A 15,589-nucleotide genomic window follows, 5' to 3' on the forward strand; every position below is an offset into this window, starting at 1 on the left:
TTTTGTGCTTATTCTTTATCTTCTTCAAAAGCTGTGTTTGCGTAGTTGCTGTATTTATTTTCAGAAACAACAAACTCAACTCTTCTATTCTGCAATCTTCCAGTTTCACTTTTATTAGTAGCAAGCGGAATTTTTGAACCATAACCTTGCCATTTAATTCTAGTAAAGCCTAATCCATTATCCAACAAAAACTCACCAACAGATTTAGCCCTGTTTAAAGAAAGTAATTTATTATAAGCTGCATCTCCTTCGTTGTCTGAGTGTCCATATATGGTAACATTAAGACTTGGATTTCTTTTTAAATGCTTAACAAGAGCTGTTAACTGACTTTTAGCTTCATGATTAATTACAAAACTATCTGATGTAAATAAGAGATCTTTTATAACATAAATCTCATCTAAGTTTATTTTATCATCTAACTCAACAGATACTTGATCTATATAGTAATATGATGCTTTACGCAAATTTTCTCCTGTAATTTTTCTTCTGGTTCTTTTATCTCTTTTAAAATTACCCAAAGTAATATACTGCTCTGTACCGTTTGCAGTAAAACTAGCAGAAACATTAATCCATTTTATTTTATTAACGTAACCCGAAGGTGCCCTTCCCCTTAATAGTTTAATTTCTTCAGAGTTATTTACATAATCTATTGATATGTTTTTTTTGGTACTCCACTTAGGTAATTTTTCTGTAAATAAAATCTGAAACTCATCTACTGCCAAACCTGCTTTATCCGCTAAACTCACCATAAAAGAAACTTTATAATGCTTACCTTTAACTAAAGTCTCAGTTAGGTTTCCAGTGATGTATTCTCTATAATTATCTGGGCCAAGCATATAAAAACCAGCAAAAGCTTTGCCGTGGTATACTTGTTGTCTTCCTATAAAATTATGATTTGTACTCATTTCAGGACTACAATCACTATAGTAATCTGTACTACCATCTGATGGCGTATGCCAACCTATAACATCCTTTTGAAAATTTCCTGGTTTTTTAGAACATTTTTTAGAATTTTCAAAACTTGGATTCTCAACTAAGTTTTGAGCCTTAACACTTAAAAAAGAGGCCATTAAAAATATACCTATAATGTATTTATTTGTGCGTTTTGTTTGGGGAACTTTTTGCATAAAAAATATTTTGTAATTTCTTGTTCACCGTGCAATTAACGCATATTTACTTAATAGTGAAGTTTTTACAGACTATATTGTTGTGAAATACCAACTATTGTAGGTGAATCTACAAATTAACAAGGTGTAAAAAATGCAAAAAACCCTGTAAAATGCAATTTTACAGGGTTAAAGCGCACTATTTTATACTAAAAATTACTCTAAAACCGAGTAATCTCCAATGCTAATTGTCTCGTAATTACCATTATACTTTACGTAATTACCAATCATTGCATTATCTAAATTGGCATTGGTAATTTTACTGTTAGTTTGTATTAAACTATTTTTAATTGTTGAGTTTTCCACAACTGTATTATCGCCTATAGATACATAAGGACCAACAGTTGTGTTTTTAAGAACAACGTTTTCTCCAATATAACAAGGCTCTATAATATTTGCGTTCTCTAAAGTTACCGTTTTAGATCGTAATGCTTCTCCATCTTTTTCTAAAAAGCCTAACATTCTCATGTTGGTTTCTACAGTAACATTTTTGTTGCCACAATCCATCCATTCATCAACTTTACCAGAAACAAACTTTTTACCCTTTTGCATCATCTGTTTAATACCATCATTAATTTGGTACTCACCACCATTAATAATGTTATTATCTAAAACGTGTTGCAATTCGTCTTTTAAAACAGCAACATCTTTAAAGTAGTATATACCAATTACAGCAAGATCAGATACAAACTGCTCTGGTTTCTCTACCAACTCTACAATTTCATTTTTATCGTTTAATTTAACAACGCCAAAAGCTTCTGGTTTTTCTACTTGCTTTACCCAAATAACACTATCCGCAGTTTTATCTAAATCGAAATCTGCTCTAATAAGTGTATCTGCATAGGCAATTACAGCCGGACCACTTAAAGAATCCTTAGCACACATTATAGCGTGTCCTGTACCTAAAGGTTGGTCTTGCCTATAAATAGATGCTTTTGCGCCTAAACCCTCCGCTAACTCCTTTAAACTAGCTATAACATCATCACCAAAGAAAGCAGGATCACCTAAAATAAAAGCAACCTCTTCTATTGGTTCGTCTAAAACCTTTGCTATATCACTAACCAAACGGTGTACAATTGGTTTACCTGCAATTGGTATTAATGGTTTTGGAACTGTTAATGTATGTGGTCTAAGACGGGATCCTCTACCCGCCATTGGAACTATAATTTTCATTTTTTCTTCTTTTAAAATGGAAGCACAAATTAATCTGCTTACATTAATTATGGTTTATGTTTATATTATCTTTTACTTAGTACCCGTGCTACCAAAGCCACCTTCTCCCCTAGCTGTTTCAGATAACTCTTTAACCTCTATCCATTCTGCTCGTTCGTGCTTTGCAATTACTAATTGTGCAATACGTTCTCCATTTTCTACGGTAAAATCATCCTCAGATAGGTTCACTAAAATTACACCTATTTCTCCTCTATAATCTGCATCTACAGTACCTGGAGCATTCAAAACCGTAACTCCTTTTTTAGCTGCCAACCCGCTACGTGGGCGAACTTGAGCCTCATACCCAACTGGTAACTCTATAAAAAGACCAGTTTTAATAATTGCTCTTTGTAAAGGTTTTAACGTAATAGATTCTAAAATATTGGCTCTTAAGTCCATTCCGGCAGAAGCAAAAGTCTCATAACTAGGAGTTGCGTGTGCCGATTTATTAATTATTTTGATTGTCATTTTTTCTTAATTATTTTTCGTAATACTTCGTTTTCCATTTTATACACTAATCCTAAGAACACTAGTAATAGCGAACAACCAATCCATAAATTTCTATTAAAAATATAAAAAGATAGAATTGAAAACACCACAGATAACGTAAAATAGAATATTATTTTACGCATATTATACGGTATGGGGTAATTCTTTTTTCCAAACCAGTAAGAAAGCACCATCATAATACCATATGCAAATACTGTTGCAATTGCAGAAGCCATATAGCTTAAGGTAGATATAAGCACTATATTTATAACAATAGTAACCACTGCCCCAATTACAGAGATAAATGCACCATACCTTGTTTTATCGGTTACCTTATACCAAACAGATAGGTTATGGTAAATTCCTAAAAAGAAATTAGCCAACACAATTAAAGGAACAACTTTCATAGCCTCCCAATAATCTGAGTTTTTCACAAACAACTCTTTTAATACATCTGCAAAAACTACTACAGCCAGTAAAATTGCACTCCCTAGGATTACAAAGTAATTGGTAATTTGGGCATACGTTTTTTGAGGGTTTTTAGAATTAGAGTGACTAAAAAAGAAAGGCTCTATTCCCATTCTAAATGCAGTCGCAAATAACGTCATAAACAACGCTAACTTATAGCAAGCGGCATATTTACCCATTTCTGAACTAGCAATATCCTCTGGCAACAGCCATTCTAATAAAATCTTATCAAAAACCTCGTTAATAGTAAATGCAATACCCGCTACCAAAACTGGCGAAGCATATTTCATCATAGAACGCCACAAAGCCCTATCAAAAACATACTTATTTTTAATATATAAATTTAAAGTAAGTAACAATGTAACTGCACTTGCAATTAAGTTTGATATGAATATGTACGATATTTGAAAGTTTTCTTTATAGATTGATGCAAAAATAGAATCTGTAGAATCACTGACTAACTTAGGCAGAAGCATTAAAAAGAATAGATTAAGCCCAAGGTTGATGCAAATGTTTACAATTTTAATAATGGCATACTTCATGGGTTTTTCTGTTGCTCTAAGCCAAGCAAACGGAATAATAACCAATGCATCTAAAGCCAAAATATAAATGGCATAAGTAATATACTTTTCTGAAATTCCCGTAAGACGTAGCAAAGTCCCCTCTAACAACAGCGCTAACACAAAAAATACCGCTGTAGATACAGCAATAGAAATTAAAGATGTAGAAACAACTTTATCTTTTTCAGTAGACTTATGGTAAAATCTAAAAAAAGCCGTCTCCATACCGTATGCCAAAAACACATTAAAAATAGCAAACCAAGAAAATATAAGAGCAACTTCCCCATATAAACCAGGAGCCATTACATCTGTATACAACGGAACTAGCATAAAGGAAAGCATTCTAGGCAACACTGTTGCCAAGCCATACACAAAGGTTTGCTTAAAAAGTTTTTTAAATGGACTCAATACAGTTTAATTAGAGCTTAAAAGTAGTTATTTATACCCTAGTAAACAAAGTGTTATTGCCTTGGTTTTGAAGGATACATTATAGCCTGTTTGTGCTTTATACCCGTAACCTTAACGTAGTTTATAACATCTCCCTTATAATAGCTTAAAACAGCCTCATCATAATTCAATTGAAACGGAAAGTCTACATCTGTACTTTTAGTGTTGGGCGTATTACCAACTTCTTGTTTAGGATCTGCATGCGCAATCATATCTTTAGGAGCTTTAGCCTTTTTTGCTTTAAGATTGGCTACAATATACTTTTGACCATCTTCATCTAGAACTTTAACATAGGTCTGCTGTCCCCTAAAAAAAATAGAATTAACTCTATAACCGTCAAGATTTGATACAGGTATTTTAACTAACATTTCTGATCCCGATGCCGCTCTGCCTCCATATGATTCTTGGCAATAACCACTTCCTATTTCAAAAGGAGCACTTTCTTGCAGGTTCTTTTGAGAAGCACAACTAGTTAGTATTCCTAAAACTACGATAAATGTATATATAGAATTTTTCATATTGGGAGTGGTTTTAATGTTTATAAAGATACAAAGACAAATTTAATGCCAAGTATTTTTTAAATAGGTTCCAAAACAACAAAAACCCCACTAGAAGTGAGGTTTTTAATTTTATTATTCGTCTAACTGTGTAATTACCCAGTTAATTTATAGATAAGCGCTACTAGCTATTCAATGCTTCTGCACCACCAACGATCTCTAAAATCTCGTTAGTAATAGCAGCCTGTCTTGCTTTGTTATATGTTAATTTTAACTGATCTCTTAATTCAGTTGCATTATCTGTTGCTTTGTGCATAGCTGTCATACGCGCTCCATGCTCACTTGCGAATGAATCTCTAATACCTTTGTATAATTGTGTTTTTAAAGACTTCGGTATTAATTGCTCTACAATTTCTTTTTCAGAAGGTTCGTAGATGTAATCTGTACCATTACTTGGTGCTTCATTTTCTGTTGCAACAGCTACAATTGGCAAAAACTGTTCAGTCATTACTATTTGCGTTGCTGCATTTTTAAACTTATTGTAGACAATTTCTATTTTATCATAAGTACCATTAATAAATAACTTCATTAATTCTTCTGCAATTGCAGAAACATTATCAAAAGTTAAATCATCAAAAACAGAACTATGATTTGCAATTACCTTATAGTTTTTAGAAAGAAAATCATTCGATTTTTTTCCTATTGCAAGAAACTCTACTTCTTTACCAGCGTGTATATTTTCTGCTAAAGAAACGCTTTTTTTAAGAATGTTAGAATTAAAAGCACCACACAAACCACGGTTAGAAGTTATAGATACTATTAATACTTTCTTAACTTCTCTCTCTTCAGAAAACTTACTACCAGAATCCGCATCTAAATTAGCACTTAAGCTCTGTAAAAGCTCAGTTAATTTATCAGAATAAGGCCTCATTGCAGTAATTGCATCTTGTGCCTTCTTTAACTTAGCTGCAGATACCATTTTCATTGCGCTGGTAATCTGCATCGTTGAAGAAACTGATGCTATTCTGTTACGTATTTCTTTTAAGTTTGCCATATTTTAGTCAGTAGTATTGAGAATTGAACAGTAAGGCTATTACACCTTACTGTCCAAACTAAAAAATCTGTTTTATGCTTTGTATTTTGCAGAAAGGTCTTTACATACAGCTACCAAAGTATCTGTTACCTCGTCAGTTAATTTACCTGCTTTTAAGGTATCTAAAACATCTCTATGTTTAGCATTTAAGAACTGAATATATTCTGCTTCAAATTCTTTAACTTTTTCTACAGGAACATCTCTTAACAAGTTCTTAGAACCTGCATAAATAACTGCTACTTGATCTTCTACTGTGTAAGGATCGTTTTGACCTTGCTTTAAGATCTCTACATTACGCTTACCTTTATTAATTACATTTAAAGTAGTTGCATCTAAATCTGATCCAAACTTAGCAAATGCTTCTAATTCACGGTACTGAGCTTGATCTAATTTTAAAGTACCAGATACTTTTTTCATAGACTTAATCTGTGCGTTACCACCAACACGAGATACTGAAATACCTACGTTAATTGCTGGACGAACACCAGAGTTAAATAAATCTCCATCTAAGAAGATTTGCCCATCTGTAATAGAAATTACGTTTGTTGGGATATATGCAGAAACATCACCAGCTTGAGTTTCAATAATTGGTAAAGCAGTTAAAGAACCACCACCTTTTACTATTGGTTTTAAAGACTCAGGCAAATCGTTCATATCTTTTGCAATAGCATCATCATTAATAACTTTTGCAGAACGCTCTAATAATCTAGAGTGAAGGTAAAATACATCACCTGGGTACGCCTCACGTCCTGGAGGACGACGTAATAACAAAGAAACCTCACGGTAGGCAACTGCTTGTTTAGATAAATCATCAAAAACAATTAAAGCTGGTCTACCAGTATCTCTAAAGTACTCACCAATAGAAGCACCTGTAAAAGGAGCATAAACTTGCATTGCTGCAGGATCTGATGCATTTGCAGCTACTATTGTTGTGTAAGCTAAAGCTCCTTTTTCTTCAAGAGTTTTAGCAATTAAAGCTACTGTAGAAGCCTTTTGACCTACAGCAACATATATACAATATACAGGATTACCTGCATCGTAAAATTCTTTTTGATTTAAGATGGCATCAATACAAACTGTAGTTTTACCAGTTTGTCTATCTCCAATTACCAACTCACGTTGTCCTCTACCAACTGGAATCATAGCATCAATTGCTTTAATACCTGTTTGTAATGGTTCTGTAACCGGCTCACGATAAATAACACCTGGAGCTTTACGCTCTAAAGGCATTTCGTAAGTTGTTCCTGCGATAGGACCTTTACCATCTATTGGGTTACCTAAAGTATCTACAACACGACCAACAATACCTTCACCTACTTTTACAGATGCTATACGGTTTGTACGTTTTACAGTAGAGCCTTCTTTAACTCCTTTAGAACCACCTAATAATACAATACCAACGTTATCTTCTTCTAAGTTAAGTACTATACCTTCTAAACCACCTTCAAATTCTACTAACTCCCCGTATTGAGCGTTAGCTAATCCGTAAGCGCGTACAATACCATCACCTACTTGTAATACTGACCCTACTTCATCTAAAGATGCGCTAGCGTCAAATCCTGATAATTGTTGCTTTAAAATTGCTGATACTTCAGCGGCTTTTACTCCTGCCATGTTGTTTTAATTAATATTTACAAAGTCCGTAGTGTAAACCAAAGACTATAGACTGTTTGAAAATTCTCTTTTTAAACTACTTAATTTATTAGCTACACTTGCATTATATTGCAAATCGCCAATTCTTAATACAAAACCACCGATAATACTTTCGTCTACAACATTAGTTATAGCTACTTTTTTACCCGTTAATTTTATTAATTGTTCTAAAACTCTTGCTTCTAATTCTGCAGTCAAAGGCACCGCTGTAGTTACAACCGCAGATTCTTCTCCTTTTATTTCCTTATTTAAAACAATATAGTGCTGAGCAACTTCTTTTAAAAGCGCTACTCTTTTATTATCTACAAGCAAAGAAATAAGTCCCTGAGAAACGGCATTAGTTTCTGCAAAAACAGCTAATAAAGCTTTCTTTTTTAACTCTCCTTTTACTATTGGACTACCCAATAGACCTTGAAGTTCCTTGCTGTCTGAAATCGTTTCTACAACAGAATGCATGTCCTTTTCAACTGCTTCTGTAACCTTAGCTTCAACCGATTGACTTAAAATGGCTTTTGCGTATCTAATAGCTGCTCTAGACTCGTTCATGTTCTTTTATTAGTTAAGCTTAATATCGGCTAACATATCTTCAACCAACTTTAACTGTTTGTCTTTATTAGACAATTGTTCTTTAATAACTTTCTCTGCAATTTCTACAGACAAGTTAGCAACTTGGCTTTTAATATCCGCTACTGCTGCTTTCTTTTCACTTTCTATAGTAGCTTTTGCTTGCGCAATCATTTTATCACCCTCTACCATAGATAATTCTTTTGCATCTGCAACAATTTTATCTTTGATCTCACGTGCTTCTTTTAACATAGCATCGCGCTCTGAACGTGCCTCATGTAATAACCTTTCGTTATCAGCATGCAAGTTCTGCATTTCTTTTTTAGCATTTTCAGCAGACTCCAACGCATCGTTTATTGCTTCTTCTCTACCTTTTACAGCTCCTAAAATAGGCTTCCAGGCAAACTTTTTTAGCAATATAAAGAATACGATAAAAATTAAAGTAGTCCAAAAAATTAAACTTTCTGGTGCAGTAAAGTTCATAACTATAATATTTATTTAATTATTTTTTAATTTAAAGTCTTCCCAAAACCAACCGTCAAGGGAAGACTTAGTCTTTTTCAAAAATTATTTTGCAATTAATGCAACAACAATAGCAAAAAGAGCAGCACCTTCAATAAGTGCAGCAGCAATAATCATTGCAGTTTGAATTTTTGAAGCAGCTTCTGGCTGACGAGCAATTGCTTCCATCGCAGATCCACCAATTTTTCCGATACCTAGTCCTGCTCCAATAACAGCAAGTCCAGCACCAATTCCAGCTAATACCATAATAGTAAATTTATTTAGTTAATAATTAAAAAACTCATATTTAATGTTGGTCGTGCTCCGCTACAGCCTGACCGATATATAATGCCGATAACAATGTAAATACATACGCTTGTAAAACAGCTACTAACATCTCTAAAACACTCATGAACAATACAAATACACCAGAAATTGGCGCTATAAAAATACTCTTGAATATAAATATTAGAGATACTAAACTTAATATAATTATGTGACCCGCTGTTATGTTAGCGAACAAACGAATCATTAATGCAAATGGCTTAGTAATAAGCCCTATAATTTCAATTGGAATCATAATAGGATATAATGCTTTTGGCACTGGCGGTGCAAAAACGTGTCTCCAGTAATCTTTATTCCCACTAAAAGAAGTAATTAAAAATGTAATTACAGATAAAACAAAAGTAAAGAATATATTCCCTGTTAAGTTAGAACTAAATGGGAAGAATGGAATTAAACCTATTACATTATTTATCCAGATAAAGAAAAATATTGTTAGCAAGTATGGCATATACTTAGCGTATTTTTTCTCTCCAATGTTAGGAATAGCTATATCGTCTCTTACAAAAAGAACTAACGGCTCTAGAAAACCAGCAATACCCTTAGGTGCCTTATCATTTTTCTTATATGATCTTGCAACAGTAAAAAACAAGAAAAACAAGATTATAGAAGCCATTAACATGGAAAAAACCAACTTTGTAATAGAAAAATCTAAAGGTCTTACAGAGTAATCTACAGGAATCATTGCTGATTTCTGCTCGTCGCTCATTTCTTCAAATTTATTCTTGTAATAAACTTTATCATTATGACGAACAAACTCTTGACCATTTGCTTCTACAACGTGGTGACCTGTATTATCGTGGTGAAATTTTTCAGATGAAAAAACAGTTAAACCATTATCTGACCATAAAATAACTGGAAGGTAGAATGTAATTGGGTGTCCGTCCCAATCTGCAATATGAAACTCATGAGAATCCCCAATATGTCCATTGATCAACTCACTTGCATCAAATTCCTTACCATCACCGTGATCTCCAACTTCTTCTCCTGCAACTGCAAATAGGGGAAGTAAAGAAAAAACTAATATTGCAATTAATTTGATAGATTTTTGTGCTATCATCATACCTTTTTTAATAAAAATTATCGTTCCAAAATTTCGGTGCAAATGTACGGCATTAATTATAATTACAAAGCCACAAGACAAAAAAAAGTTTTTGATTTAACCACCTCATTATTAGACACTTTAAAACTTACTTTTGATTTAGAATTTTAAGCACATAAAACGTTTCTAAAAACAAGAATAAAAAATATGGAATAAAAAATGCCAAAACATCATTGATACCATATTGCTCTTTAACCTGAATAAGCGGTAATAAAAACACAAACGCAGCCATCATTTTTAATAAACTACAGCCCATAAAAACAAAACCGGTTTTATCTGGAAGTATTTTATTTACAAAAAGGACAAGCGAATAAATAATTAGTGTCACAAAAAAGTGAAACACATATATACTCCACGTATTATAAAAAAAAGTTCCTTCTTGTTCTTTTACAAGGTTAATAATATAAAATTGAATTCCAAAAAAGAGCAATGTAAACGGAATTAAGACAAGTAGAAAAGATTTTAATTTGGTACTCATTTTTTATCTTTATTTAAACTAATAACTTTTTTTATCACTAAATACATTGCAAGAATAACTCCTACTAATGAAAAAATTACAGTGTTAAGACTATAACTGTTTGGAAATTTTTTATCTAGCCAAACACCAAAATATGAAAAGATACCAATTACAGCTATCATCTGAAATGCTATTCCAGAAAACCGAATATAAGTATTGATCTGCTTTCTCTTTTGATTTTTTTCTGACATTATACAACTTCTATAATAACTATTACAACTCTAAACCTATTGTTATTTTGCAATTAAGAGCAAGGATACAATAATGTATCTACTTTAAAAACTAAACTCTATAAAATAAATAGCATCCCCTTTCTATATAATAAGAAAAGGGATGCTAAATGTTTTTACTATTACAAATCTTTAACTAGCTTTTAGCTGGTTCATTTGCTTTTTTAAAATTTGAAGCTCCATTTTTACCTTTCATAATACAAGATGCATTAAAAGTTGCCCCAGGCTCTACAGCAAGCTTAGAAACAGAAACTGTACCTTCTATAACTGCAGATGATTTTAAAGACAATAAGTCCGTAACTAACAACTCACCATTAAAACCGCCTTCTATATCTGCATTAACACATTCTACTTTACCGTGTATGTAGCCATCTTTGCCAATAACTACCTTACCAGATGTTTTTACGTTACCATCTAACTTACCGTCTATTCTAAAATCGGCTTCAGAAATAATATCCCCTTTTATTTGGGTATTTTTTCCGATTCTGTTAGGCTGGCCGCCCATATCTACAACATCTCTAGGTTTACTCTTGTCTGAAAACATATTTTTATTACGGTTTTGGAGTTAATAGTGTCTTTTTGTATTCATTTAATTTCTTGTGCACTTGTACAACTTTATAGTTGTCCGATAAAATTACAAAATTCTCTCGACCAACCTTATAATCTTTGTTGTTTTTTAATAATTCGGCATATCCTAATGCAAACTCTTCCGAAGCAAACCCATGCACTATAACAAACTGCTGCTCTAAATTATAAATATCTTTAGATACTTTATTTTTATATTTTAAATCTACAACAGACTTATTTAACAACTCAAACAGATCGTTGGCAGCAATATCATCGTTTCTTTTAAATGTAAAAACAACTTTCCAACTGCCTTTTACATTTCCTTCTTGATTCACAAAATCAGATTTTTCTAATTGTGTCAATTGATTTTTAATCATATCCTGAGCTCTTTTGCCCTCTGGATTGTTTGGGTAATTTAAAGCTACATAGCTTAATGCTTCTTTAAAAGCGTCAAAACCTTGTATTCTACCAATTGCCATTGCTTTAAGCATCTCAAACTTTGGAGCAATTTCATCGCCAGTATATCTATTTATATTTTCTTCTGAACCGGTAATTGCTTTTAAATACTCTTGGTTCTGATACATTTTATACAATGCAGTATACCTAGCTTGTGGCGTATCTGAGCCACCTTCTAATATTGCTTGCGGATTTAACAACACCTCCGCATATCTAGAACCTTGGTAATTTGTAATAATATCTTGCTTCATTGCTTCCGCCAAATTACTCCCAGATTCTTCGTATATTTTATACAAATTGTATTTAGATGGTAATATTAAACGCTCTTCTGGATTAGATTTTAACACCGCTTCTAACTTAGCAGCAGCTAAAAAATTCTCCTTAAACTTCTCCTTATAAATAATACCTAATTGGTAATTTGCAAAAGTCTGTTCCGTTTTTAAACTATCTATAACAGCAACATCTGTTGGTATTTTATCCATATAAAAAGCAACAGAGTATTCTTGACCCTCTGCCTCTTCTGGATTAGCAAGAACTGCATCCGCATCAGAATTATCCTCTTCTGTTAGCATTATAATGTTCTTATTAGACCATCTCCAATCGTCTTCTAATTTACGAGAACCCCAAGCAGTTTTAAAATCGGTTTTACCATACCCTAGACTAGTTACATTATAAAAGTAAAATTTCCCTTTATTTTGCTTACCTGCTTTTGTGTTTGCAAAAGCTGCAACACCAGCATTTTGGCGTTCTTTTTCTTTTTTAGCAGCAGCTTCTTCTTTTGCTTTTTTCTCTTCTATGTATTTTTCAAAATAAGCAAGTTGCTTATCTTTAGGTAATTTATACAACGTTATTATACTATCTGTATATTGTACAATATCCTCGTACTTAATAACATCTTCTAAGTTGTCTAGTTTCTTTTTAATGAAACGGTGTTTTTTACTGGTCTCCACCAAATTAGTAAGTGTACTATCAAAATAAGCTCCAGCATCTTTATAGTTATGCTCATCAAAATAGTATTCTCCTAAATTCTCGTAGTTAAGTGCATTTAATCTATTGTCGTTTGTGGTAGCGCGCAAAGATTTATCAAAATAAACCAAAGCCAAACTATCTTGTTCTTGATCTAAATGATATTGTGCTACTTGCCTATAAATTTTATCTAAAAAAGGTCTGTTTTCTCTATTTTCTTCTAACTCTGTTAAATACTCTAACATTTCTTCTTTGTTAGATGCAGTAACTGCAGTGTTCATTATTTTCTGCAAATGCGCATTAATAAAGTACACACGAGGAGATTTTCTGTTTAAATCTATAATTTTATCAAAAGCATAATTGGCGCTATCTTTTTTATTAAGCTTATTATACAACTGCCCAATTATAAAAAAATATCGTCCTTTTTCTTCTTGCTTTTTTGTGTAAACAGATGCTCTTTTTAGTTGCTGAATTGCAGTGTCTGGCGCATTTAAATTTATATAAGCTTGTGCCATAACAGCTCTTGCATCTGCATATTCTTGATCAGACAATTGATCATATTTAAAAAGCTTCTTTAGGTTTTTTATAGCAAGTTCATCATTCTCTAACCTAACATTGGTTTTTTCTCTCCAAATACGGGCCTCGTTAAATCTATCGCTTTGTAAGTAATTTTTTAAAACGTAGTTAAACGCTTCTTGTGCAGGAATAAAACGCTGATCAAAATAACGCGCTTTTCCCAAAAGCAAAAAAGCCTCGTCTGTTTGCGGGTTGCGCTCCTTATCTTTTATAACCATACTGTGTTTTTGTATGGCCTTAGTTGCTTTTTCCTCAGCAATAATAAAATTAGGATTGTTGTTTTCAGAATCTAGCTTAACATCTTCTGTAACTTCCAAACGCTCTATTGGCAATACATCCCAGTAATTATCCTTGTAGTTGGCATTTAATTCTTCTCTGCCTTTTTCAAAAGCAATATTACCGTTGTACAGCACATTAAACTTTGTGTTTAGCGCGTGCCACTCCCTATTTACAAGGGCGTTTTTTTTGGTAGAACAAGCATTAAAAAGTAATGCTGCTAGTGCTACTGTTCCTATAATTTTAGTTTGAAGCTTCAAAATTGTATCTATTCTTACTTAAACAAAACAGAAAATCCACAGTATTATTATGTTTAAGGCTCGATAAATTTACTATTTATTTTTATTTGTTTGGTTTGATGAGCAACTTAAACAAAAAGACCCATCAATTTTTATATAAATTGATGGGTCTTTATTTTACGATTAGCAGTTTTTACCCTGCAATAAATGCTTATTCTTCGTCTTAAAAAACAGCCACTGCTGCGTCTGCTCCACTGGCGTCAAGCATCTTGCTTGTGTCGTTAAACAAACTATAAGTTTTACGCACTATCATTATAGGGCTTATACTACCTTCTAGAACATTAAAATAAGCTGAGATAGGATTTTGGAATTTGTGTTTTCTGCTCATTTTAGTATTGTTTTACTCAAAACGGTACGAGCGTGACGCTCGCACTAGCGGGGCAGTTAATAACAACTATTTTAGGTTGCTCTTAACTGCTGTTTTTATATAGAGTATTGTAGTTATTCTATTTCATACCATGTTTGGACTTTTATAAATTCATTTTCATCTACAATAAATATTATAAATTGCCCAAAGTATTCTGCCACTTTCCAATCATCTAGTTTATCATTTTTATAATGCACTTCGGATTCTTGCAATATTTTCTTCAAGCATTTTACTTCTTTAACTTTTAAATTTGTGAATTTTTCTTTCTCTAAAAAGTAAACAAATCCATTATTTTCAGTTCCCTTTATCCTATAGACGAAATCTACATCTCCCAGTTTTCGTTCTCTAATCAAAAGAGATTTATCATACTTAATATACATTGTATCTTTCTCTTTTTTTTGAGAGAAAGAATTAAAGCTTAATAATACTATTAAAATTAAAATACAGTTTTTCATATTATTGGGGACAGTTTTTTGTTGTGCTATGATAGTATTCATTTAGGCTATTAGTTAATTCCGTTTTCTTTGAGTTAGATAGATCTGTATATGCTTTTACATTATGTTCTTTTAATCCTTGCCAAGCCAAAGCCTCATAAAAATTATCAGGTAAAGGGTTTGCTCCATTATTTGTTAGATAATTATAATCACCTACTAAAACATTTTCATGAAAACCTTTTAAAGCATCTCGAATGGAGTTGACATACAATTCTGCCATTGTATTATGTTGATTTTCGGTCTCATACTTCTCATATGTAGCTTTAAAGTCTAAATCATTCTGTTGATTTTGTGTATTTAATTTTCTAAACATATCCGCATGAATGTATTCATGTATTAATGTTCTTACTGCACTCAATGCAGGAGCATTAGATAATTTATTTGTACTAATATCTATATTTATTGTTTTACTTCCTGGAGTAAACCTAGTTAATCCATTTACTTCGTTACCTTTATAATATACGTTATTTTTTGATTGTATTTCTATATTAAATTCGGATCTCTCTCCTTCAAATTTATTTAAAATATTTTCAATAAAATCATTACCTTTTTTTACTAAACCATCATTAAGACATTCTGCTTTACCAGTAAGGTTATTTATTATTTGGTCGTCCCTCACACAGGTCAACGTTTCTTCGTCTAAGGTATAACCTTCTGAGCAAGTAATTGTTTCTGAAACTACCATTTCAGATGCTCCTGCACCTCCTTCTCCTGCAGGAAGCCAATCTATAGTTTCTTGTTGGCCAT

Annotated in this window: 17 protein-coding genes and 1 pseudogene; all 18 read right to left on the reverse strand. The window is 32.4% G+C overall.

The window, feature by feature from the left end; genetic code table 11:
- Nucleotides 1-8: 8 nt before the first annotated feature.
- Nucleotides 9-1,127 carry an OmpA family protein gene (locus M4I21_RS17015; RefSeq protein WP_249560431.1) on the reverse strand — a complete coding sequence of 373 codons (1,119 nt, stop codon included), beginning with the start codon at nt 1,125-1,127 and terminating at the stop codon, nt 9-11.
- A gap of 195 nt (nt 1,128-1,322) precedes the next feature.
- The gene (locus M4I21_RS17020) at nt 1,323-2,339 is read right to left on the reverse strand and encodes a sugar phosphate nucleotidyltransferase (protein WP_249560432.1); all 1,017 of its coding nucleotides are present in this window, start codon (nt 2,337-2,339) and stop codon (nt 1,323-1,325) included.
- Nucleotides 2,340-2,411: 72 nt separating this feature from the next.
- Nucleotides 2,412-2,846 carry a dUTP diphosphatase gene (dut, locus tag M4I21_RS17025; RefSeq protein ID WP_249560433.1) on the reverse strand — a complete coding sequence of 145 codons (435 nt, stop codon included), beginning with the start codon at nt 2,844-2,846 and terminating at the stop codon, nt 2,412-2,414.
- Nucleotides 2,843-4,303 carry an oligosaccharide flippase family protein gene (locus tag M4I21_RS17030; protein ID WP_249560434.1) on the reverse strand — a complete coding sequence of 487 codons (1,461 nt, stop codon included), beginning with the start codon at nt 4,301-4,303 and terminating at the stop codon, nt 2,843-2,845. Before M4I21_RS17030 ends, dut begins: the two co-directional genes overlap by 4 nt.
- Nucleotides 4,304-4,356: 53 nt before the next feature.
- Entirely contained in the window at nt 4,357-4,860 is a 504-nt protein-coding gene (locus M4I21_RS17035) for a hypothetical protein (RefSeq protein ID WP_249560435.1), read from the reverse strand.
- 163 nt (nt 4,861-5,023) lie between these two features.
- Nucleotides 5,024-5,893, reverse strand: coding sequence for an ATP synthase F1 subunit gamma (atpG, locus tag M4I21_RS17040; protein ID WP_249560436.1), 870 nt, complete (start codon nt 5,891-5,893; stop codon nt 5,024-5,026).
- Between the two features lie 72 nt (nt 5,894-5,965).
- Nucleotides 5,966-7,546 carry a F0F1 ATP synthase subunit alpha gene (gene atpA / locus M4I21_RS17045; RefSeq protein ID WP_249560437.1) on the reverse strand — a complete coding sequence of 527 codons (1,581 nt, stop codon included), beginning with the start codon at nt 7,544-7,546 and terminating at the stop codon, nt 5,966-5,968.
- 45 nt (nt 7,547-7,591) lie between these two features.
- Complete coding sequence (gene atpH / locus M4I21_RS17050) at nt 7,592-8,131, reverse strand: ATP synthase F1 subunit delta (RefSeq protein WP_249560438.1); 540 nt, start codon at nt 8,129-8,131, stop codon at nt 7,592-7,594.
- Nucleotides 8,132-8,140: 9 nt separating this feature from the next.
- On the reverse strand, nt 8,141-8,632 hold the full coding sequence (locus tag M4I21_RS17055) for a F0F1 ATP synthase subunit B (RefSeq protein WP_249560440.1): 492 nt from the start codon (nt 8,630-8,632) through the stop codon (nt 8,141-8,143).
- Nucleotides 8,633-8,716: 84 nt separating this feature from the next.
- The gene (atpE, locus tag M4I21_RS17060) at nt 8,717-8,917 is read right to left on the reverse strand and encodes an ATP synthase F0 subunit C (protein WP_072304158.1); all 201 of its coding nucleotides are present in this window, start codon (nt 8,915-8,917) and stop codon (nt 8,717-8,719) included.
- Nucleotides 8,918-8,957: 40 nt separating this feature from the next.
- A complete protein-coding gene (gene atpB, locus M4I21_RS17065; protein WP_249560447.1) occupies nt 8,958-10,052 on the reverse strand; it encodes a F0F1 ATP synthase subunit A in 1,095 nt (364 codons plus the stop codon).
- Nucleotides 10,053-10,182: 130 nt separating this feature from the next.
- Nucleotides 10,183-10,572 (reverse strand): DUF6168 family protein, encoded by a 390-nt coding sequence (locus M4I21_RS17070; protein WP_249560441.1) that lies wholly within the window; start codon nt 10,570-10,572, stop codon nt 10,183-10,185.
- Entirely contained in the window at nt 10,569-10,802 is a 234-nt protein-coding gene (locus M4I21_RS17075; protein ID WP_283771803.1) for an AtpZ/AtpI family protein, read from the reverse strand. The genes M4I21_RS17070 and M4I21_RS17075 overlap by 4 nt, the downstream gene beginning before the upstream one ends.
- A 175-nt stretch (nt 10,803-10,977) precedes the next feature.
- Nucleotides 10,978-11,385: a bactofilin family protein gene (locus tag M4I21_RS17080; RefSeq protein ID WP_249560442.1), complete on the reverse strand. Its 408-nt coding sequence runs from the start codon at nt 11,383-11,385 to the stop codon at nt 10,978-10,980.
- A gap of 7 nt (nt 11,386-11,392) precedes the next feature.
- On the reverse strand, nt 11,393-13,942 hold the full coding sequence (porW, locus tag M4I21_RS17085) for a type IX secretion system periplasmic lipoprotein PorW/SprE (protein WP_249560443.1): 2,550 nt from the start codon (nt 13,940-13,942) through the stop codon (nt 11,393-11,395).
- Nucleotides 13,943-14,144: 202 nt separating this feature from the next.
- Nucleotides 14,145-14,309: a hypothetical protein gene (locus M4I21_RS17090; protein WP_249560445.1), complete on the reverse strand. Its 165-nt coding sequence runs from the start codon at nt 14,307-14,309 to the stop codon at nt 14,145-14,147.
- Between the two features lie 113 nt (nt 14,310-14,422).
- Nucleotides 14,423-14,845, reverse strand: coding sequence for a hypothetical protein (locus tag M4I21_RS17095; protein WP_249560446.1), 423 nt, complete (start codon nt 14,843-14,845; stop codon nt 14,423-14,425).
- Nucleotides 14,805-15,589, reverse strand: a pseudogene (locus M4I21_RS17100) (hypothetical protein); the annotation flags it as partial. The pseudogene M4I21_RS17100 and the gene M4I21_RS17095, both read right to left, overlap by 41 nt.

The sequence above is a fragment of the Cellulophaga sp. 20_2_10 genome (assembly GCF_023476645.1).
Lineage (GTDB): Bacteria > Bacteroidota > Bacteroidia > Flavobacteriales > Flavobacteriaceae > Cellulophaga.